Annotated in this window: 19 protein-coding genes and 1 pseudogene; 13 read left to right on the top strand and 7 right to left on the bottom strand. The window is 45.2% G+C overall.

The window, feature by feature from the left end; all coding sequences use genetic code 11:
- Positions 1 to 15 precede the first annotated feature (15 nt).
- The 10 genes and pseudogenes from KXD37_RS15885 (at position 16) to KXD37_RS15930 (ending at position 8,326) form a co-directional block, all read left to right on the top strand.
- On the top strand, positions 16 to 954 hold the full coding sequence (locus KXD37_RS15885; RefSeq protein ID WP_151174718.1) for a trypsin-like serine peptidase: 939 nt from the start codon (positions 16 to 18) through the stop codon (positions 952 to 954).
- The gene (locus KXD37_RS15890; RefSeq protein WP_024120063.1) at positions 917 to 1,321 is read left to right on the top strand and encodes a DUF2606 family protein; all 405 of its coding nucleotides are present in this window, start codon (positions 917 to 919) and stop codon (positions 1,319 to 1,321) included. Before KXD37_RS15885 ends, KXD37_RS15890 begins: the two co-directional genes overlap by 38 nt.
- A gap of 174 nt (positions 1,322 to 1,495) precedes the next feature.
- A complete protein-coding gene (locus tag KXD37_RS15895; protein WP_106021178.1) occupies positions 1,496 to 2,392 on the top strand; it encodes an alpha/beta fold hydrolase in 897 nt (298 codons plus the stop codon).
- 187 nt (positions 2,393 to 2,579) lie between these two features.
- Positions 2,580 to 3,113 carry a CDP-diacylglycerol--serine O-phosphatidyltransferase gene (pssA, locus tag KXD37_RS15900; RefSeq protein WP_095714500.1) on the top strand — a complete coding sequence of 178 codons (534 nt, stop codon included), beginning with the start codon at positions 2,580 to 2,582 and terminating at the stop codon, positions 3,111 to 3,113.
- Positions 3,104 to 3,592, top strand: coding sequence for a DedA family protein (locus KXD37_RS15905; protein WP_024120066.1), 489 nt, complete (start codon positions 3,104 to 3,106; stop codon positions 3,590 to 3,592). The genes pssA and KXD37_RS15905 overlap by 10 nt, the downstream gene beginning before the upstream one ends.
- Positions 3,585 to 4,376: a phosphatidylserine decarboxylase gene (locus KXD37_RS15910; RefSeq protein WP_024120067.1), complete on the top strand. Its 792-nt coding sequence runs from the start codon at positions 3,585 to 3,587 to the stop codon at positions 4,374 to 4,376. Before KXD37_RS15905 ends, KXD37_RS15910 begins: the two co-directional genes overlap by 8 nt.
- Before the next feature lie 57 nt (positions 4,377 to 4,433).
- Complete coding sequence (locus tag KXD37_RS15915; protein WP_024120068.1) at positions 4,434 to 4,709, top strand: hypothetical protein; 276 nt, start codon at positions 4,434 to 4,436, stop codon at positions 4,707 to 4,709.
- Between the two features lie 132 nt (positions 4,710 to 4,841).
- Positions 4,842 to 6,161 carry an erythromycin esterase family protein gene (locus KXD37_RS15920; RefSeq protein ID WP_369810956.1) on the top strand — a complete coding sequence of 440 codons (1,320 nt, stop codon included), beginning with the start codon at positions 4,842 to 4,844 and terminating at the stop codon, positions 6,159 to 6,161.
- Between the two features lie 101 nt (positions 6,162 to 6,262).
- Positions 6,263 to 7,144: pseudogene (locus tag KXD37_RS15925) on the top strand (helix-turn-helix domain-containing protein).
- Positions 7,145 to 7,357: 213 nt separating this feature from the next.
- Positions 7,358 to 8,326 (top strand): rhodanese-related sulfurtransferase, encoded by a 969-nt coding sequence (locus tag KXD37_RS15930; RefSeq protein WP_024120071.1) that lies wholly within the window; start codon positions 7,358 to 7,360, stop codon positions 8,324 to 8,326.
- 40 nt (positions 8,327 to 8,366) lie between these two features.
- On the opposite strand, the gene gltP is transcribed toward KXD37_RS15930, so the two are convergent.
- The 3 genes from gltP to nagB all read right to left on the bottom strand — a co-directional run bounded on the left by gltP (position 8,367) and on the right by nagB (position 12,408).
- Entirely contained in the window at positions 8,367 to 9,611 is a 1,245-nt protein-coding gene (gene gltP / locus KXD37_RS15935; protein WP_106021182.1) for a glutamate-aspartate/proton symporter GltP, read from the bottom strand.
- Between the two features lie 139 nt (positions 9,612 to 9,750).
- Positions 9,751 to 11,646 (bottom strand): glucose-specific PTS transporter subunit IIBC, encoded by a 1,896-nt coding sequence (gene ptsG, locus KXD37_RS15940; RefSeq protein WP_106021185.1) that lies wholly within the window; start codon positions 11,644 to 11,646, stop codon positions 9,751 to 9,753.
- 21 nt (positions 11,647 to 11,667) lie between these two features.
- The gene (gene nagB / locus KXD37_RS15945) at positions 11,668 to 12,408 is read right to left on the bottom strand and encodes a glucosamine-6-phosphate deaminase (RefSeq protein ID WP_095714494.1); all 741 of its coding nucleotides are present in this window, start codon (positions 12,406 to 12,408) and stop codon (positions 11,668 to 11,670) included.
- A gap of 217 nt (positions 12,409 to 12,625) precedes the next feature.
- Here nagB and gamR point away from each other — a divergent pair, with 217 nt between their 5' ends.
- From gamR to KXD37_RS15960, 3 genes are all read left to right on the top strand, one after another.
- A complete protein-coding gene (gene gamR / locus KXD37_RS15950; RefSeq protein ID WP_044162108.1) occupies positions 12,626 to 13,333 on the top strand; it encodes a transcriptional regulator GamR in 708 nt (235 codons plus the stop codon).
- A gap of 61 nt (positions 13,334 to 13,394) precedes the next feature.
- Entirely contained in the window at positions 13,395 to 13,670 is a 276-nt protein-coding gene (locus KXD37_RS15955) for a DUF1648 domain-containing protein (protein ID WP_024120076.1), read from the top strand.
- Between the two features lie 234 nt (positions 13,671 to 13,904).
- The gene (locus KXD37_RS15960; protein WP_151174722.1) at positions 13,905 to 14,972 is read left to right on the top strand and encodes a branched-chain amino acid aminotransferase; all 1,068 of its coding nucleotides are present in this window, start codon (positions 13,905 to 13,907) and stop codon (positions 14,970 to 14,972) included.
- A 35-nt stretch (positions 14,973 to 15,007) separates the two neighbouring features.
- Here the strand turns inward: KXD37_RS15960 and mmuP are convergent, their stop codons facing one another.
- The 4 genes from mmuP to KXD37_RS15980 all read right to left on the bottom strand — a co-directional run bounded on the left by mmuP (position 15,008) and on the right by KXD37_RS15980 (position 20,059).
- Positions 15,008 to 16,420, bottom strand: coding sequence for an S-methylmethionine permease (gene mmuP / locus KXD37_RS15965; RefSeq protein ID WP_263463651.1), 1,413 nt, complete (start codon positions 16,418 to 16,420; stop codon positions 15,008 to 15,010).
- A gap of 122 nt (positions 16,421 to 16,542) precedes the next feature.
- Positions 16,543 to 17,490: a homocysteine S-methyltransferase gene (mmuM, locus tag KXD37_RS15970; protein ID WP_127696087.1), complete on the bottom strand. Its 948-nt coding sequence runs from the start codon at positions 17,488 to 17,490 to the stop codon at positions 16,543 to 16,545.
- A gap of 127 nt (positions 17,491 to 17,617) precedes the next feature.
- A complete protein-coding gene (locus KXD37_RS15975) occupies positions 17,618 to 19,054 on the bottom strand; it encodes an alanine/glycine:cation symporter family protein (RefSeq protein WP_106021190.1) in 1,437 nt (478 codons plus the stop codon).
- A gap of 21 nt (positions 19,055 to 19,075) precedes the next feature.
- Positions 19,076 to 20,059: a glutaminase gene (locus KXD37_RS15980; RefSeq protein ID WP_024120081.1), complete on the bottom strand. Its 984-nt coding sequence runs from the start codon at positions 20,057 to 20,059 to the stop codon at positions 19,076 to 19,078.
- Positions 20,060 to 20,158: the final 99 nt, after the last annotated feature.

Genomic DNA, 20,158 nt, shown 5'->3' on the forward strand with positions numbered 1-20,158 from the left:
AGGGGGATGACTAAAATGAGAGTAGTCTCAAGATTCAGAAAAAAATGCTTTACAGGGTTTATGATTTTGTGTTTGGCAACGGCAGCGGCGGTATCTTTCGGAACGCCGGCAGAAGCGGCGGAGAACCCGCAAACCTCTGTCTCCAATACGGGAAAGGAAGCTGAAGTCAGCAATAACCAGACGTCGAAAGCGGAATTGGTTTCTGATCCTTATGAAGGAACTGGAAAAACAAGCAAAACATTACACGAGCTCATAGAATCAGAAAAAAACATTAAATCCTTAAAGCCTTCAAGTGTAATTGGATCAGATGAACGTGTCAGAATTTCAGGCACTACGTCATTTCCTTACAGAGCAACGGTTCAGCTATCTGTCAAATATCCCAATACCTCAAGCACTTATGGATGCACAGGCTTTTTAGTGAACCCGAATACTGTGGTAACGGCCGGACATTGTGTGTACAGCCAGGATCACGGGTGGGCTTCTTCGATCACTGCTGCGCCGGGCCGCAATGGTTCATCCTATCCATACGGCACTTATTCCGGCACGATGTTTTACTCCGTTAAAGGATGGACGGAAAGCAAAGATACCAATTATGATTACGGTGCAATAAAACTAAATGGTTCTCCTGGCAACACGGTTGGCTGGTATGGTTATAGAACAACAAACAGCAGCAGCCCCGTCGGCCTCTCTACATCAGTTACAGGATTTCCGTGTGACAAGACTTTCGGCACCATGTGGTCTGATACAAAGCCGATTCGCTCTGCGGAAACGTATAAGCTGACCTATACAACTGATACGTACGGCTGCCAAAGCGGCTCGCCTGTTTACCGCAATTATAGTGATACGGGGCAGACGGCCATTGCAATCCATACCAACGGAGGATCGTCATATAACTTGGGAACAAGGGTGACGAATGATGTATTCAACAATATTCAATATTGGGCAAAGCAATAAATACGGTAAACTGGCCGTTTTCATTTCTATTTTGTTTTTATGCGGATGCAGCTCTCAGGCGCATTCAGATTCTGCTCAGAAAGAAACAACGATTCCTGTGACCCTTCATGTGGAAGACGATGCCGGGTTACCGATGGAAGGCGTTCAAGTGACGATTGTCAAAGCGCCGGCATCAGATCAGGAGCCGAATACAGAGATCGGTGAGATTCTCGGTTTGACAGACAAAAACGGAGACATCACATGGGATACCGGGAAAAAGGGTGACTATTCCATCGCCTTGACGAAGAATGAAACGTCTGTGACACATCAAGTGTCATTAACAAAGGACAAAAAAGATAAGGTTATTCCATTAGTCTTTAAAGAATAGACGGTTTTCCTTCAAGTTTAGGAAGAGCGTCTTTTTTTTATTGATCTTCGTATATGATCAAACTATATACTGGAAAATTGTTATATGAGATAATAAGAATGGGTATTTTTTCTTACAAGAAAGGGCAGTCTCCTTTCTCTATATATAAATGAAAGTCGGAGGAAAAAGAAAAAGATGAAACAGGATTCGATGCAGCTTGCCGCGGCTGAAGGCGGTACATGCTTTTACCAGGCTTATGATGAAAGCCTTTCTTTGTGGCCGATTGATTCGGAAGCTTTCTATGTTTCTACTCGTTTTGGAAAAACACATATCATGGCAAGTGGGCCAAAGGACGCACCTTCGCTTGTACTGCTTCACGGGGGGCTCTTCAGCTCTGTCATGTGGTATCCGAATATCGCCGAGTGGAGCGGTCAATATCGTACATATGCAGTCGATATAATAGGAGACAAAAATAAAAGTATACCATCAGCCTCTCTGAATACGAGAGCTGATTGCGCTCACTGGCTGAAAGATGTTTTTGATTCGCTTGGACTGGAGACAGCACATCTGGCCGGATTTTCCCTTGGCGGGCTTCATACAGTGAACTTTCTGCTTGATATGCCTGAAAGAGTGGAACGAGCGGTTGTCATGAGTCCTGCTGAAGCGTTTATATCATTTCATCCGGATGTCTATAAATATGCCGCAGGCCTTAGTGAGCCGAGCGGGGCTGATGCTTACATCAAGTGGCTGACAGCTGACCGCTATCAGCTTCATCCCATGCTGCAAAAGCAGATAAAGGCTGGAGTCAAGTGGCAGGATGAGAAAAGAAGCCTGACACCGAGAGAAAATGGCTTCCCGTACGTGTTCACAGACGCGGAGTTAAAGTCGATCACGGTTCCGATGCTGGTGATGTTCGGTGAGCATGAGGTGATGTACCATCAGCAAATGGCTTTAGAAAGAGCTTCTGTATTAGTCGCGGGGATTCAGACGGAAATGGTCAAGAATGCGGGACACCTGTTACCTCTGGAGCAGCCGGACTATGTCAATAAACGTGTAATGTCATTTTTAGGCGAAAATGAAATGAGTACATAAATTGAAAAGACTGGCATTCATTGTTCAAAAGGTAACAAATGTTGTATAATAATAGAATTTGAGTGCTGCTTTTTTTCTGGCAGTCTATGTTATCATGTTTAATAGAGAGATTTTTCCTGTAACGCTGATTCGATATACAACGTCGTGTTGATATAAGGTTTTTTTCAATTGGAGGTTTGGTTACACTGTGAATTATATACCCAGTATGATTACGATAGGAAACTTTATTTGCGGGCTTTTGGCGGTTCATTCCTTAATATTTCACAACATCCATTCAGCAGTGATTTTCATTTTTACCGGCATGTTTCTCGATTTCTTCGATGGAATGGCTGCTCGTAAGCTGAATGCTGTATCGGATATGGGGAAAGAACTGGATTCATTTGCGGATCTGGTTACATTTGGTGTGGCGCCATCCATGCTCGCCTACAGTGTCGCTTTATATGCCTTGCCGTTTATCGGGATACTATGCGCGCTGGCTTACAGTATTTGCGGAATGCTTCGGCTCTCTAAATTTAATGTTGAACAAAGCAAGCTTCCGACGTTTATCGGAATGCCGATTCCATTTGCGGCAATGTGTCTCGTCATTTTATGCTTTGTGAATAACCCGATTCTGCTGGCGCTCGGCACATGCGGGCTGTCTTATTTAATGGTGAGCAAAGTGAAATTTCCTCATTTTAAAAAACACGCAGCAGAAAATCTGGAGTCCGAAAGATGGAATTAGTGCAGCAGCTGATAGCGGATTATGGTTATCTCGCTATTTTTTTAATGCTTGTTCTTGGAATTATTGGATTGCCGATACCCGACGAAGTCATGATGACAATCGTCGGTTATTTTACGCATATTGATGTGCTGAATTATGAGCTTGCCATTTTTATCAGCTTTGTCGGAGCCCTGTTAGGGATGATGATCAGCTACATGATCGGCAGAAAGGCCGGGCGTCCGTTTATCGATAAGTATGGCAAATGGGTCGGTTTGAAAGAAAAGAGAATGCTGAAAGTAGAAAAATGGATGAAGAAATACGGACCGTATTCTCTTATATTAGGTTATTTTATTCCAGGCGTCCGGCATGTGACGTGTTACTTTTCGGGAATCGGCAAAATGGAGCTGAAAACGTATATCGCGTACGCGGCGATCGGCGCCTTTTTGTGGTGCTTTATTTTTATTACAATCGGAAGGGTTATAGGGATTATTCATGTTTAATACGGCTGTAAAGATTCTGTACCGATCATTGATAGAACTGACAAACCATCGATTATCATCCTGCCTGATCAAAGGATTTTGCGAATCGAAAATCAGTAAGCCGGTCATTCCGCTCTTCTCTAAACACTTTCAGATTAACTGGAATGATGTAGACGGAACGGCCGCTGACTACGGTTCGCTTTCCGAATTGTTTATTCGGAATATTAATTTGGAGCGGCGCCCTGTTTCAAAAGAGGCGCATGCTGTGGTCAGCCCCGTTGACGGTGTCGTTCAGACGATAGGGACTATCAATCATAATCAAACCTTTACGGTAAAGGGAAAAGACTACTCATTTGCTGAATTGACCGGCTGTAAAAGCGCTGATCATCAATACAACGGTGGATATTTCGTCGTGCTGTACTTAAGCCCGCGGCATTACCACCGTTTTCATTCCCCGATCAGCTGCACATATCAAAAGCTGGCAGAACTCGGGAACCGTTCATACCCGGTGAATCAGTTAGGATTAAAATACGGAAAAGATGTACTGTCGAAAAATTACCGAGTTGTTTATGAGTTGAATAGCGGCAATCGAAACGTGCTGATGATTCCTGTCGGCGCGATGAATATTAACTCCATCGTGCAGACCAGCACAGGTGATCAATTGAAGATCGGCGAGGAGCTGGGGTACTTTTCATTTGGTTCAACCGTCATTTTGATCTTTGAAAAAGACGCGTTCCGGCCGTCTGCTGATGTAACAGAAGGCCAAGAAGTCCAAGTCGGGCAACTGATAGGTTATGGAGAGTAAAGAAGAGGAGCTCGCAAATGGAAGCGGCGCCTCTTTTTTTGAAGAAAGGTGAGAGTGATGGAAAAACAAATCGTCAGCTGGATCACACATTATCAGCAAACCGGAGATGGAGCGGCTCTTCACAAGGTGCAGGAAGCGTGCTGGCCGATTGTGGAAACAGTTCTGCAAGAGGCGGCAACTGATGCAGAGCAAGTGAACGATTTGCGCCAAAAAGGATTGGAGCGGTTTCCATTCATCATCAGCAAATACCAATCGGATGTGCAGCTTCCGGTTGAAACGTTTTTGAGAAATACGTATCGGTTTTATTTTCATCAGGCAATGAAAGGCTCTTAAAAAAATGGCTTCTATCAGCAGAAGCTTTTTTTTATATATAACTGAAAAGGAAACTTTTTCTATAACTATCTCGTAACTACTAGAGAACCTAGCAGAAAAGGAGAGATAGAATTGAAACATAAGTTAGTAAAAATGACTTTGCCGCTGCTGATCGTCTGTCTGGCGTTTTCTTCTTTTGCAGCGCCCGCCCGTGCTGCTTCTGAAGAAAAACATTGGGATCGCTGGATTGAACGGAATGCCCATCCGCTGGATTCTTCCGATGCTTCAAACAAAGATCTTCGATTTCTGAAGAAAGTGCTGAAAGGAAAACGAATCGTCCAGTTAGGAGAAACCACACATGGCTCAGGTGAGATGAATGCAACAAAGGTCCGCATGATCAAATACCTCCACGAAGAACTGGGATATGATGTACTGGCCTTTGAGTCTGGCTTTCCCGAAGCAAATGCATCCTACCTTCACATGGATCAATTAACCCCGAAGAGCATGATGAAACAATCCATTTACCCCGTATGGCACACAGAAGATGTGGTTGAACTGTTTGATTATATGAAAGAGCAAAAAGAGAAAGGTGATCCGCTTATTCTCACTGGATTTGATATTCAAAGCCTGAAGAATTCATTCGACGGTGCTGCGAATCAATGGGTAAAGGCGGTGGACCCTGAAAAAGCCGAGCTGCTTTCCCAATCAGAAAATGATTTTTTCAGCTTAGTGTCAAACAGCAAAACGATGGAAGAATTTACGCAAAAGAAAGAAGCGCTTGTGACAAACTACAGGGAGCTTATCAAGTTCGCTGACACACATGCTTCAACGCTAAAAGCGCACCTTCCGAAAGAGCCGAAAGCTTATGAGATCTTTGTGCATTCCCTTCAGCTGAGAATTGACGTAATGGAAACATACATGCTGGAAGAAATGAAAGAAAAGCTAATGGATTATCCGGAGAATATGGAGGATTTTTCATTCTTTATGAGAGACCGCATGATGGCTGAACAATTTCAGTGGGTTGCAGAAACGCTTTATCCAAAAAAGAAGATTATCGTCTGGGGGCACAATTACCATCTTCGCAAACAGAATACCAAAATGATAAAGGACTGGGTACAGCTAAACGGACCTAACATGGGTGATTATTTGCCTGAGCGGCTGAAAAAACAGACCTATACCATTGGAATCTATGCGTACTCTGGAGCCAGTCTGGATAGCTCCGATAATAAGACTGTTAATCCGGTAACAAGCCCGCCGCCGGCTGGAAGTCTTGAAGACTTGCTGAAAGCTGCGAACCATCCATCGGTCTTTGTTGATTTTCTCCATACCAAAAAAAGCAAAGGAACTTCATGGATGTATACGCCGCGTACAGCGCTGTATTGGGGTTTCAAGGAGGAGCAAATGATATTGAAGGAACAATATGATGGTGTGATTTGGCTGGAGCATATAACGCCTTCTGTTATTATAAAGTGAGGAAAGAAGATCCCCTGTGTAAACACACAGGGGATTTTTACATATCGCAAAAATAAGGCGGGATCTTTTATTCTAAAACAGAAAGGAGATTAAAGTGTTCCATATATTATGAAAAAGCTGTTCAGCAAACCATTGATTGGCTTGAATCACATTTGCATGAGCCGATATCTGGCAAGGATATTGTAAACGTATCAGGCTTTTCTAAATTTCATTTTCATCGGATTTTTCAAAAAGAAGTTGGCATGTCGGTTGCTTCTTATATTCGTTTAAGACGTCTTGCGAATGCAGCAGCTGCTTTGCTTTATACAGATGTTCGCATCATCGACATTGCTTTGCATTATCAGTTTGAATCTCAAGAGGCGTTTACTCGGGCATTTAAAAAAATGTATCACATGCCGCCGGGAGCATATCGAACATTTATGAAACGTTTAACTGCAAAAAAGGAGGAATCTTGGATGAAGAAAAAAATGAAGGGCTGGGTATTAAGCGGCAGTCATCCATTTTAATTTGAAATGGGGGTTGATCGGGAAAATGTGCATCAGGGCAAGGCGTCGGGGTATTTAAAATCAACAATGGTGCATGACATCGGGGAATTTGCGACAATGATGCAGCAATTTAAGGCGGATCGTTATCTCGGGAAGAGATTGCGTCTATCAAGTTTTATCAAAACAAAAGGCGTAAAGCATTTCGCGTCGCTGTGGATGCGGGTTGACAGTGCGGTTGAAGATGTTCTTCAATTTGATAATATGAGCAACAGGCCAATTACAGGAACAACCAATTGGAATCATTACGCTGTTGTTTTAGATGTTCCTGAAAATAGTGCTGTCATTTCATTCGGCGTTCAGCTATCGGGACCAGGCCAAGTGTGGCTGGATCATGTTGTTTTTGAAGAGGTAGACGAGAGCGTTCCTTCAACAAATCTTGAAATGCCGGGAGAGCTTTTAGATGAGCCTGTTAATTTATCGTTTGAGGAAGAATTATAAGTGTAGTTATCTGAAAAATACATGTGATTTTATTAGTAAATGAATGGAAAATACTATTGTTTTTTCCCGAACCCGCTCGCCTCCTGGGTTTGTAAGAGTTTGGATATTTTTATCAGTCTGGGCGGATGTGTTCATCTTTGAGGTGTTTTCCTGTATGATATAGTAAGAGTGTGCATAACAACTAACTATATCATTGAACAGGGTGTTTATATCATGGAAAAACAATACAGAGTATTACTTTACTATAAATATGTTCCGATTGAAGAGCCGGAGGTGTTTAGAGAGCAGCATCTGGCTTTTTGTAAGGAGCTTGGTTTGTTAGGCCGTATTCTTGTATCAGCTGAAGGAATTAACGGTACGGTATCAGGTACGTTTGAGCAGACTGAACAATATATGCAAGCGATGAAAGCTGATCCTCGTTTTGCGGATATGGTGTTCAAGATTGATGAAGAAGAAAATCATGCGTTCAAGAAAATGTTTGTCCGTCATAAAAAAGAGCTTGTGACGCTTCGCCTTGAAGATGATGTGGATCCAAATGAAACAACAGGAAAGCATTTGAAGCCTAAAGAATTCTTTGAAAAGATGCAGGATCCTGATACAGTCGTCCTTGATGCGCGTAATGATTATGAATATGATCTCGGCCATTTTAGAGGAGCTGTCCGTCCTGACATCGAGGCGTTCCGTGAATTGCCAGAATGGATCGAAGAAAATAAAGAGATGCTTGAAGGCAAAAAGATTTTGACATACTGCACGGGCGGCGTGCGCTGTGAAAAATTCTCAGGCTGGCTGATGAAACAAGGCTTTGAAGATGTATCACAGCTTGACGGCGGAATCGTCACATACGGAAAAGATCCTGAGGTGCAAGGAAAGCTTTGGGACGGCCAATGCTACGTATTCGATGAAAGAATCAGCGTGCCGGTCAACCGTGTCGAGCATGTCATTGTCGGAAAAGACTACTTTACAGGTGAACCGTGTGAACGGTATGTCAACTGTGCAAATCCATCATGCAATAAGAAAATCATATGCACACCGGAAAATGAATACAAATATATGCGCAGCTGCAGCCACGAATGCCGCACGAACCCAAGAAACTTATATGTACAAGAACACAATATGACTGCGGAAGAAGTTAGCGCCAGACTTGCAGCGATTGAAAAAGAAGAGCACGCTGCTGCTGAATAATATGGAAAGAACACCTCTCATGCAGAGAGGTGTTCTTTTTTTACATGCTTTCCGTTTGTCCGTTTGCGGCGGCCCATTCTTTTTGGCGGAAGGCCTTTTCCCATTTAGAAACCACGATGCAGGCGACCGCGTGTCCCGGTACATTAACACCTGTTCGGGCCATATCCATGATGCGGTCCACGCCTGCAATAATGGCGACGCCTTCGGCAGGCAGCCCCACAGCGTTTGCAGTCGCCAAAAGAACGACAAGGGAGCCCGACGGAACAGCGGCGATGCCTTTGCTGGTCATAACAAGCACAAGCATCATGAGAAGCTGCTGTGACAGCGTCATGTCTACATTGAAGGCCTGTGCCAAAAATATACAGGAAACCGATAAGTATAGGCTTGATCCGTCACAATTCAGCGATAAGCCGGAGGGAACGACAAATGATACCACCCGCTTCGGACAGCCGTATTTCTCCATTCGATCCATAAGCTGAGGAAGAACGGTTTCGGTGCTGGTTGTAGAAAACGCAATCAGAAACAGATCCCATATCATTTTCAGCACTTCAAAATACTTAATGTGAAAGATGAGACCAACAAGCGGAAAGAGGACAAAGAGGATCAGAAACAGACCAAGAAAAACAGTACCGACCAATTTAAACATGGGGAGGAGGAGCTCGATGCCATATTGGCCTACAGAGGCGGCCATCAGGGCAAGCACGCCGATAGGAGCGGTCACCATGACGATTTGCGTCAGTTTAAACATAATCTGAGCGACCGATTCAAAAAAATTCATCACTGGTTCAGAGGCTTTGCCGATGCCAGCGGCGGCAACACCGAATAAAATCGCAAAGAAAATGACAGCGAGTAAATCGTTTCTGGCCATGACATCAATAATGTTTGTCGGGATAATATCAAGGATCATTTGTTTGATATCCACGACTTTCTCTGTATAGCCGGAAAGTTCATGAATATCTTTTTTCGCTAAGTGAGAAAGATCCAGCCCGACGCCTGGTTTTAAGCCATTTGCCAATAAAAGTCCCAGGCCCAGCACCAAAGTGGTGATCACTTCAAACCAGATAATGGTCTTTACGCCGAGGCTGCCCATCTTTTTCATACTTCCGCTTCCAGCAGCTCCGATGACAATGGTAGAAAATACAATCGGCACGACAATCATTTTAATCAAGCGGATAAATCCGTCACCGACAGGCCTGAGCGCCATTCCGAAATCAGGAAAAAAGTGGCCGATTACTGCGCCGATAGCCAATGCGATTAAAATTTGAAACGCGATAAATTTTTTCAAATGAATCCCCCTTTAGAATGATATGATGAGGCTTATTCATACCATTCGTGAATCAAATGCAAACCCCTTTTTTAAAAATTTATTTTGATAGCGCTTTCATTATGTTGGATAAAAAGTCCCCCGCGTCAGGGGGACTTTTTTACTTCATGTTCATACGGTTCATTTGTTCCTCAGATACATTTGTGAAAATAATAGGCGTTATGGCGGAAGCAGCATGCTGCTTAATGTAATTCAGATCAAAGGTTAGAAGCAGTTCGCCTTGTTTGACGGTTTGGCCGCTCGTGACATGAGCTTCAAAGCCTTCTCCGTTCAGCTTCACCGTATCAATGCCGACATGAATCAACATTTCCGTGCCGCCAGCGCTTGTAAAGCCAATGGCGTGTTTTGTCGGAAATATCGATACAATCTCGCCGTCAGCGGGGGCAACGACTTTTCCTTCTGTTGGATCAATCGCGAAACCCTCACCCATCATTTTTTCTGAAAATACTTGGTCAGGCACGTCGGATAGGGAGAGTTTTTCTCCTTGTATCGGATATATAAAAGACTCTTCGGCAGGAGGCTCCTGCTGGGTCTCGGCTTCAGCATCAAGCGCCGCGGCGGCAGCCGGGACACCTCCAGCTATAATCGTTTTGATATCATCTTTTAAAGCATCTGACTTTGTGCCGAAAATCGCTTGGAAGTTGTTGTTCACTTCTAACACACCTACCGCCCCAAGCTGCTTTAGTTCGTCTTTGTTTACTTGGCTTGGCTGATGAACGGTGACACGCAGCCTTGTAATACATGCGTCGAGGTTGGCGATATTTTGCTGGCCGCCCAGCGCCTGCAATACGTGGAAGGCGAGCTGGTCTTTTGAAACAGGAGATTTGGCTTCACTTTGATCATCTTCATCTGCTTCACGGCCGGGTGTTTTCAGATTCCATTTCAAAATCGCATAACGGAACAAATAGTAATAAATGAAGGCGAAGACGATCCCGACAGGAATGACGACCCAGCCGTTTGTCGAAAGCCCGTAATTCAGCACATAGTCAATTCCGCCGCCGGAGAAGGTGTAGCCGTGACGGACATGGAACAGATCACACACGACAAAGATGATGCCGGCAAGAATAGAGTTTATTAAATAAAGCACAGGCGCGACGAACAAGAAAGCAAATTCAACTGGCTCTGTAATTCCAGTGAGCATAGACGTAAGCGCTGCTGAAATCATGACGCCGGAAATCATTTTCTTTTTTTCGGGCCGCGCGGTATGGATGATGGCAAGCGCGATTGCCGGCAGACAGAAAATCATGTAAGGGAAATCGCCCATCATAAAACGTCCCGCAGTCGGGTCTCCGGCGAAAAACCTTGTCAGATCGCCGGTTACGGTATTGCCTGTCGATGGATCTGTGTATTCGCCCATCATAAAATAGAAAGGTGTATAAAAAATATGATGCAGTCCAAAAGGAATCAGTAAGCGATAGATTGTTGCATAAAAGAACAGGCCGACCGTTGAATCGGCAATTAAGCTGCTGGCGGCGTTAATTCCGTTTTGAATTAGCGGCCAAACAAATGAGAAAATAACGCCGATGACCAATGAGCTGACCGAAGTAATAATCGGGACAAATCGTTTTCCTGAGAAAAATCCAAGGACGGGATGCAGCTCTATTGATGAAAAACGCTTGTACAAATATGCGGCAAGCAGCCCGATGATAATGCCGCCGAATACCCCCATATCAATCAGATGCTCGGCCCCTTCATAAGGAGGCTGAAGGCCGAGTAGTTTTCCCATGTTATCCAGGGTGACGGTTAAAATCAAGTATCCGATGACAGCGGCAAGTCCGGCTACTCCTTCGCCGCCAGCTAAACCAATCGCGACACCTACGGCAAAAATCAGCGGCAGGTTATCGAATACAACGCCGCCCGCATCCTTTATAATAGGAATGTTAAGTAAATCCTTGTCACCGAAACGGAGCAGCAGACCGGCTGCCGGCAGGACGGCAACCGGAGTCATCAAAGCGCGGCCGAGCTGTTGCAGAATTTGAAATGCCTTTTTAAACATAACAGTCTCCTTCTATTTGTTTTATAAGTTCTTCAGTTTTTGAGCTGCTTTTTGATCGGCGATAACGGTTACATGATTGTGTTTTTGAAGAATCGAGGCCGGTACGTCCGGCGTCACAGGGCCTTCAGCCATTTTTCGGATCGCGTCCGCTTTTTCCTCGCCATTTGCTAATAACACAATGTGTTTGCTGAATTCCATGATCGTTTTTATGCCCATTGAAACAGCAAGCCTCGGCACAAGTACAGGATCGCCGCCGAAAAATCTGGCATTTGCCTGTATCGTGCTTTCAGACAGCCTGACGATTCGTGTCCGGTCCTCAAAATCAGAGCCGGGTTCATTAAAGCCAATATGGCCATTCGAGCCGATGCCAAGGATTTGCACATCAATGCCTCCCGCCTGGCGGATAAGTTCCTCATACACTTTGCACTCAGCCTCAAGCTGGGGATTGTCTCCTTGCGGGATATGAATATGGTCAGGCTGAACATTGATATGCTGAAAAAGATGCTCGTGCATAAATTTATTATAACTTTGTGGATGAGATGGAGAGAGGCCTGCGTATTCATCCAAATTAAATGTTATAACCTTTGAAAAATCAATTTCGCCTGCCTGATAGTCTGAAATGAGCTGTTTGTACAAGCCGATCGGCGTGCTGCCGGTAGCCAGACCAAGAACGGCATCTTTCTTTGCCTGTACATATTCCTTAATCATGTTAGCGCTTAACTTACAGAGATCTTCATAATGATCAGCAACGATGATCTTCATCTGACACCCCCTCAATGAAATAGACAAGCATCATATTTGTTATGATCAATTTATGATATTTGTCATTACGAATTTAGCACCATCGCCATAAAATTGTCAACGTTATTTTCTGAAAATTTGTTACAAAAGAAAGTACAAATCTTTCAAAATAGGAATGCAGATGGTATTATGGTTTCATTCAAAAAGATCGGTTTACATACAGAATGGGGAGGATGAAATGGCAGCTTTATATTCTGTTATCAAATTTAAAATCATTGAATTAATCAAGTCGGGCAAATATCAGGCGAATGATCAGCTGCCGACAGAGAGCGAGTTTTGCGAGCAATATGATGTCAGCAGAACAACTGTAAGGCTGGCTTTGCAGCAGCTTGAGCTTGAAGGATATATTCAGAGAATCCAAGGAAAAGGAACATTTGTATCGGCAGCTAAAATCCAAACGCCGATTCCGCATAAGATTACGAGTTTTGCAGAACAAATGAGGGGGCTGCGTTCTGAGTCAAAAGTGCTTGAACTTGTGGTGATCCCTGCCGATCATTCCATAGCCGAGCTGCTGAAAATGAAAGAGAATGAGCCTGTTAACAAGCTTGTCAGAGTCAGATACGCCGAGGGTGAACCTTTGCAATACCATACCTCATATATACCTTGGAAAGCGGCACCGGGATTAGCGCAGGAAGAGTGCACCGGATCTCTGTTTGAATTATTAAGAACAAAATACAATATCGAAATCAGCAGGGGGACGGAATCGATCGAACCGATTTTAACGGATGAAACGATCAGCGGGCACCTGTTAACCAATGTTGGAGCGCCTGCATTTTTATCGGAATCCCTCACCTATGACAAAAATGAAGAAGTAGTAGAATATGCACAAATTATTACACGAGGAGACCGAACGAAATTCACCGTAGAACAGTCATATCAATCGTAAAGCAATTGAAGATAAAGAAAACGCTTTATTGTTTTAGGATGTAATGAGGAGGACTGGTTCTATGTTTCTATTGATGAATGAGAAAGTGGTGTGGGGGTCTGTCATTGCGGCTGTCATACTCTCTATGGTGTTTTATCCTTTTCTTCCGGCAGATATGCCGATTCATTATGATGTAACGAACAGCCCGGATTTGACGGTCAATAAGCTGGCTGGAACAGCTATTTTGCCGGCCTTGATGATTGTTTTTGCATTGGCGCGGAAGGTCAACTGGCAGTTAGGGATCGCGGTTTATATTCTGCTGATTGGTCATGCCGTCATTTTGTTTTTAGCAGTTTAACGAAAACAGCCGGAAAAATCTCTGGCTGTTTTTTCTTTAACTTCACCTTCATCTTACACTAAATGTAGTGTATAATAGCCGAAGACGATAAAGAATATTCTGACATTTATATTTGAGCCCTCTTATATCAAATGAGAACGGAAAACCGCCTGTAAAAAAGAAAGGCATTACCGATTTGCAGCTCATAATTGACAGAAAATTTAAACAAATTCATCTAGAAAGGTGTGCTTATCAGTGAACAAGCTTATTGAACGAGAGAAAATCACATCAAAGAAGGAAAAACCAGACCCTTCATCCTTAGGGTTCGGCAAATACTTTACAGATTATATGTTTGTGATGGATTATGAGGAGGAAAAGGGCTGGCATCGTCCAAGACTTACTCCTTATGCACCGATTATGCTCGATCCGTCCTCTTCTGTTTTCCATTACGGCCAGGCTGTTTTTGAAGGTTTGAAAGCATACAGAACTGAAGATGGCAGGGTGCTGCTGTTCAGGCCGGAGCAAAATATTAAAAGGCTGAACAGATCATGTCAGCGAATGAGTATGCCTCCTTTAGACGAAGAGCTGGTGCTGGAGGCACTGACGCAATTGGTCGAGCTGGAAAAAGAGTGGGTTCCGAGGGAAAAGGGAACGTCGCTGTATATTCGTCCGTTTGTTATTGCCACTGAACCGAGTCTCGGTGTAAAGGCGTCAAAAAACTATACATTTATGATCGTGCTTTCGCCTGTCGGCTCTTACTATGGCGATCAGCTGCAGCCGATTAACATCTATGTGGAAGATGAGTTTGTGCGGGCAGTTAATGGCGGAGTCGGAAATGCCAAGACGTCAGGAAATTACGCGGCGAGTCTTCAGGCGCAGCAGAAGGCGAATGAATTAGGCTATGATCAGGTGCTATGGCTGGATGCCATTGAAAAGAAATACGCGGAAGAAGTAGGGAGCATGAATATCTTTTTCGTCATAAATGGAGAAGTTGTGACTCCTGCATTAAGCGGAAGCATTTTGAGCGGGATTACACGAGCTTCTGCTATTGAGCTGATCAGAAGCTGGGGCATCCCGGTCCGGGAAGAAAAGATATCGATCGATGATATTTATGCAGCCTCCGCACGAGGGGAATTGACAGAGGTATTCGGCACAGGTACGGCTGCGGTTGTTACGCCTGTCGGCGAACTCAATATTCATGGAAGAACGGTGATTGTGAACGACAGGCAAATAGGAGAAATCTCAAAAAAGCTGTATCAAACGATAACTGACATTCAGCTTGGAAAAGTGAAAGACCCGTTTCATTGGACAGTGGAAGTATGAGGATAGAAAAAGAACCTGCCTTGGGGCAGGTTCTTTTATTTTGAATGGGTCATATCAGCGGCCGGACGGCTTTTGCGGTTTTTCGCGTAATACACCGCATAGCAGATGGCCATAAACGGCACACCGCAATATAACGCGATTCTTTGATTCGGATCAAAGGCAATGCCAATCACGGATGCCAGACATAAAAGAAATGCGGCAATCGGCACAAATGGGTACCAAGGCGTTCGGTATTTCAAATCTGTGACCTTGTTTCCCGCTTCCAGATAACGTTTTCTGAACATGAATTGAGAAGCGGCGATGCCCATCCAAACGACAACGACGGCAAAGCCGGAAATCGACACGAGTATAACGTACACCGTGTCTGGCGCAAATATGCTGGACAGTAATGACAGGATGCCGCCAATCATGCTGAACACCAGCGCGTTTAGCGGGATTCCCTTTGATGTCAGCTTTGCAAATGTTGGGTGAAGCGTCTGTTCTTTTGACAGTGACCAAAGCATACGGGACGAAGCGTAAAGTCCGGAATTAGCGGCTGACAGGATGGCTGTCAGAATGACAAAGTTCATGATGTCAGCTGCGTACGGTACACCGACTCTGTCAAAGACTGCAACGAATGGGCTTTTGATAACGCCCGCTTCTTGAATCGGAATCAGCCCTGAGAGTACAAAAATGGTTCCGATAAAGAAGAGTGAGAGACGCCAGACCGTTGTTTTAATCGCTTTTGGTATGGTCTTGTCGGGATCGACGCTTTCTCCCGCGGCAATTCCGATCAGCTCAGTTCCTGAGAAGGCAAAGTTGACAGACAGCATGGTCATGAAAATGGGGACAAATCCATTCGGAAAGAGCCCGCCTTCCGCTGTGAAGTTGGACAGCATCGGAGCAGCGCCCCCGTCTTTGATCGGGATGATGCCGAACATAGCGGCGCCGCCTAAAAGAATAAATAATACAATGGCTAATACTTTAATGCTGGAAAACCAAAACTCTGATTCAGCGAAAAACTTGACTGAAAACGCGTTGAGCAAGAAAATCAACAAAGCAAAAACGGCGCTCCACATCCAAACAGACGTATCGGGGAACCAGCGCTGCATTAGCAGGCCTGCCGCTGTGAACTCAGATCCCAATGCAACGGCCCATGTGAGCCAGTACAGCCAGGCGACCGTAAAACCTGTGCCCGGCCCTATGTATGTTGCTGCATAGGTATGAAACGCGCCTGTCACTGGCATGGCTACAGACAATTCGCCAAGGCACAGCATGACCAAATAGACAATTCCCGCGCCGACTAAGTACGCAAGGATGGTTCCGGCAGGGCCTGCTTGCTGTATGGTATAGCCTGAACTTAAGAACAGACCGGTTCCGATGACGCCTCCTAATGAAAGCATAAAGAGGTGTCTGCTTTTCATACTTCTCTGAAAGTTTGTCTCATTCTTGTTGTGAGCGGATTTCATCTTTTTCCAACTTTCTATACGGCGATTTGATGGCTTCCTAATAAAAAATCTCATGTCAGCGGGTGACACGAGATTCCGGCAAGCCGGCTTTTAGGTTAGAATATACAAACTATTCCGATAAGTCAAGTGGTTTTTAAAGTCCGGGCCCAGCCGGCGATTTCTTTAATATCCTCCGGTTTTGTCCGGCAGCAGCCGCCAATCAGCTTTGCTCCGTTTTCATACCAGATGCGGGCGCTTTGTCCGTAAGGCTCGCCGCATGCTGCGCCGTTCCACGTTTTGGTGTCCGGATCATACTGTTCGCCTGAATTCGGATAGACGATAATCGGTTTAGAAGTGTTCTTCTTTAGCTCAGCAATCAATGAAGGGATATGCTGAAGCGGAGTGCAGTTGATCCCGACCGCCGCCGCTTGGCTGTGCTGATCAAGCCATGACGCGCATTCAGCGGCAGGGGTTCCGTCACTGATATGCAGACCGTCTTTCGCGCTGAAGCTGAACCATGCATATGTTTCAGGAAATTCCTTCAGCAGACGGACAATTGCTTTTGCCTCAGTAAGACATGGAATCGTTTCACATGCCAAAACATCCGCACCGGCGTCAATCAGGGCTTTCATACGGGGGCGGTGAAATTCAGCCAGCTCATCCTCAGAGATTCCGTAGTTTCCGCGATACTCAGAGCCATCCGCAAGATAGGCGCCATACGGGCCGACAGAGGCCGCAACGATCGGTTTTGGCCGATTCAAACGGTTTTCTTTCTGTGCCCAAAATTCATCACGGGCTTCGGCCGCGATGCTGACGGACATCTGGATAAGCCGGCGGGCTTCCGCTTCGCTGAGCCCGCGTGCGGCAAAGCCTTCAAACGTAGACTGATAGCTGGCGGTGATCGCACAGTCGGCGCCTGCCGCAAAATAATCAGTATGAACTTGTTTAATCAGGTCTGGCTGCTCCATCAGAATTTTTGCCGACCAGAGACTGTCATTCAAGTCGCAGCCTTTGCGTTCAAGCTCGGTTGCCATCGCGCCGTCTAACACGATAAGCGGGTATGTATCTAATAGATGCTGAATTGGATTCATAGGCTGTTCCGTTCCTTCTTTCTGATTTTTTGAAAAGATATGAAAATGGTAAAGGACGTCTTGATGTTTGTCAATCAACCGAAAGATAAAAGGTGTTCAGATTCCATTGATCTGAACACCTTCTGCGTTATGATATTTGTTTGTTATGAGGATCAGCAGATGTTTCTGAAAGCTCCCAGCATTCAATCCGCTCATGATCTTTTATGACATTTTTATAAAAAACGGGATCTTTGCCCGCTTTTTTCTGCCGGGTGTAGTCCTTGAGAGCCGCAAAAACCACCTTCGACAATAAGAAAATGGCGATTAAGTTGACGACGACCATCAAGCCCATAAACAAATCGGCCAAATCCCATACAAGTTGCACCTTGGCTACACAGCCAAACACGATCATTGCAAGCACGCCGATGCGGTAAACGAAGATCAGTTTTTTGCTTTTGTTCAAAAAGCCGATATTGGTTTCGCCATAATAATAGTTGCCGATCAAGGCACAGAATCCAAATAAGAGGATCAGGATGGCGAGAAAGCCTGACGCCCATGGTCCGATATGGGAGCTGAGAGAGGCTTGAGTTAATGCGATTCCGCTCAGTCCCGGTGTATGATAGGCGTCTGAAAACAGGATGATAAAGGCCGTGCTTGTACAAATGACCAGCGTATCAGTAAGCACACCAAATGCCTGGATCAGCCCTTGTTTTACAGGATGGCTTGTCGTCGCGGTGGCAGCGGCATTCGGTGCGCTTCCCATTCCCGCTTCGTTTGAAAAAATCCCCCGTCTGACACCTTGCATTAAAGCCGCTCCCAAAGCGCCGCCGGCCGCCTGGTCAAATCCAAACGCGTTTTTGACAATAAGCGCAAAAACGGCAGGCAGCTGGGTGATGTTTGTGAGAATCACGAAAAAAGCGACTCCGATATACAGGACAGCCAAAACAACAACAATATATTCAGCCAGTTTTGCGATGCGTTTGACTCCGCCAAAGATAATCGTTCCAAACACAGCAATTAAAATGAGTCCAAGTGTCAGGCGGTTTGTGCCGAACGCGTTTTCAAACGCGAGACTGACCGTATTTGATTGAACCGAGTTAAAGACGATACCGAACGACAGCGTGATTAAAACGGCGAACAAGGCGCCCATCCATCTTTTGTTCAGTCCTTTTTCCATATAATAAGCAGGACCGCCGCGGAAGCCGTTTGCATCTTTCACCTTATAAATTTGAGCCAGTGTACTTTCGACAAAGCTTGACGCTGACCCGATAATGGCAATAATCCACATCCAGAAAATCGCACCGGGCCCGCCCAGCGCAATCGCAATGGCAATACCCGTAATGTTTCCGGTGCCGACACGGGCTGCCATGCTGATACAAAATGCTTGAAACGGAGAGATGCTGTTTTTCGACCGGGATGCAGCGCCTTCCTTTAATACCCTGACCATTTCCTTCAGCATGCGAACCTGCAAAAATTTGAGCCTGAACGTAAAATAGATTCCCAAAGAAAGAAGCAATACAATTAATAGCTTTGACCACAAAAAATCATTAGCGAAACCGACGATATGTTCCAGGAATTGCTGCATACAATCACCTCGTTTTTTATTTTAAAAAATGCTGAGTTCCCACTCCTGCGCGATGTGCTTCAGCAGCATGCCGCCAGTCAGGCTGTTGCCGTATTCATCAATGGCAGGCCCGTAAATGCCGATGCCGCATCCGTTTTGGAAAGGCTGCTCTCTTCTGGCGCTTGGAGGAACCAGCGCCATGATGCCGCCGGAGACACCGCTTTTGGCCGGTACCCCGACAAACGCCGCATATTTTCCGGAGGCGTTATACATGCCGCATGTCAGCATTAAAGCCTTGGCGAGCTTTGCCACATCCTTTGGAATCACCTGCTGGCGGTGAATCGGGTGATAACCGTCATGAGCAAGGATCAGGCCGATCAATGCAATGTCTTCTGTCGTACCTTCCATAGCGCATTGCTTCAGGTAAACCTCCAGCGTTTCTTCCACATCGGCTTCTAAAAAGTTTGTCTCTTTTAAGTAGTAAGCCAGTGCTCTGTTACGGTGGGCGGTTTCCCATTCAGACCGGAAAACTTCCTCATGTATTCTGGGCCGTTTCCCTATTAATGTTTCAATGACAGAGTACAGATACTCCAGCCTATCGCGGGCTGTCTCTCCCGGAAGAAGCGAGGCGATTGTAATGGCGCCAGCGTTAATCATAGGGTTAAACGGTTTTCCGGGCTTGTGCATTTCAAGACGGATAATTGAATTAAAGGCGTCACCTGTCGGCTCGACATCGACGCGGTCAAGCACATAGGGAATGCCGCGGCTCATGCACGCAGCGATAAAGCTGATGACTTTTGAAATGCTTTGCAGGGTAAAAGGGACGTTCCAATCGCCGGCATGTATCATTGCTCCATTAGGCTCCAATATACAAATGCCGAGCTGTGAGTCATTAACTTTTCCTAACGCGGGGATATAATTTGCGCTTTGTCCATTGGCGGCAAAGGGGCGGTAATGTTCTACCCATTCATACAGCTGTGACGCCAGATTCTTTTCTTCCGGGCGTTCTTTTATCAGTTCTTTCATCAAATTCCTCCTATCTGTTTTTGCTATTGGGGACTGAGGCGGAGTAAAATCGAAGACAGGCGAGGCGTTAAACGCTTTCATGAATGCGGAAAGGTATCA

Origin of the sequence: Bacillus sp. XT-2, from assembly GCF_025696525.1 — a bacterium.
Classification (GTDB): domain Bacteria; phylum Bacillota; class Bacilli; order Bacillales; family Bacillaceae; genus Bacillus; species Bacillus halotolerans.

Excerpts from the sequence above, each read along its gene's own strand:
- KXD37_RS15885 (WP_151174718.1), top strand. The coding sequence starts at position 16 with ATGAGAGTAGTCTCAAGATTCAGAAAAAAATGCTTTACAGGGTTTATG.
- KXD37_RS15890 (WP_024120063.1), top strand. The coding sequence starts at position 917 with ATGTATTCAACAATATTCAATATTGGGCAAAGCAATAAATACGGTAAA.
- KXD37_RS15895 (WP_106021178.1), top strand. The coding sequence starts at position 1,496 with ATGAAACAGGATTCGATGCAGCTTGCCGCGGCTGAAGGCGGTACATGC.
- KXD37_RS15905 (WP_024120066.1), top strand. The coding sequence starts at position 3,104 with ATGGAATTAGTGCAGCAGCTGATAGCGGATTATGGTTATCTCGCTATT.
- KXD37_RS15910 (WP_024120067.1), top strand. The coding sequence starts at position 3,585 with ATGTTTAATACGGCTGTAAAGATTCTGTACCGATCATTGATAGAACTG.
- KXD37_RS15915 (WP_024120068.1), top strand. The coding sequence starts at position 4,434 with ATGGAAAAACAAATCGTCAGCTGGATCACACATTATCAGCAAACCGGA.
- KXD37_RS15920 (WP_369810956.1), top strand. The coding sequence starts at position 4,842 with ATGACTTTGCCGCTGCTGATCGTCTGTCTGGCGTTTTCTTCTTTTGCA.
- KXD37_RS15930 (WP_024120071.1), top strand. The coding sequence starts at position 7,358 with ATGGAAAAACAATACAGAGTATTACTTTACTATAAATATGTTCCGATT.
- ptsG (WP_106021185.1), bottom strand. The coding sequence starts at position 11,646 with ATGTTTAAAAAGGCATTTCAAATTCTGCAACAGCTCGGCCGCGCTTTG.
- nagB (WP_095714494.1), bottom strand. The coding sequence starts at position 12,408 with ATGAAGATCATCGTTGCTGATCATTATGAAGATCTCTGTAAGTTAAGC.
- gamR (WP_044162108.1), top strand. The coding sequence starts at position 12,626 with ATGGCAGCTTTATATTCTGTTATCAAATTTAAAATCATTGAATTAATC.
- KXD37_RS15955 (WP_024120076.1), top strand. The coding sequence starts at position 13,395 with ATGTTTCTATTGATGAATGAGAAAGTGGTGTGGGGGTCTGTCATTGCG.
- mmuP (WP_263463651.1), bottom strand. The coding sequence starts at position 16,420 with ATGAAATCCGCTCACAACAAGAATGAGACAAACTTTCAGAGAAGTATG.
- mmuM (WP_127696087.1), bottom strand. The coding sequence starts at position 17,490 with ATGAATCCAATTCAGCATCTATTAGATACATACCCGCTTATCGTGTTA.
- KXD37_RS15975 (WP_106021190.1), bottom strand. The coding sequence starts at position 19,054 with ATGCAGCAATTCCTGGAACATATCGTCGGTTTCGCTAATGATTTTTTG.
- KXD37_RS15980 (WP_024120081.1), bottom strand. The coding sequence starts at position 20,059 with ATGAAAGAACTGATAAAAGAACGCCCGGAAGAAAAGAATCTGGCGTCA.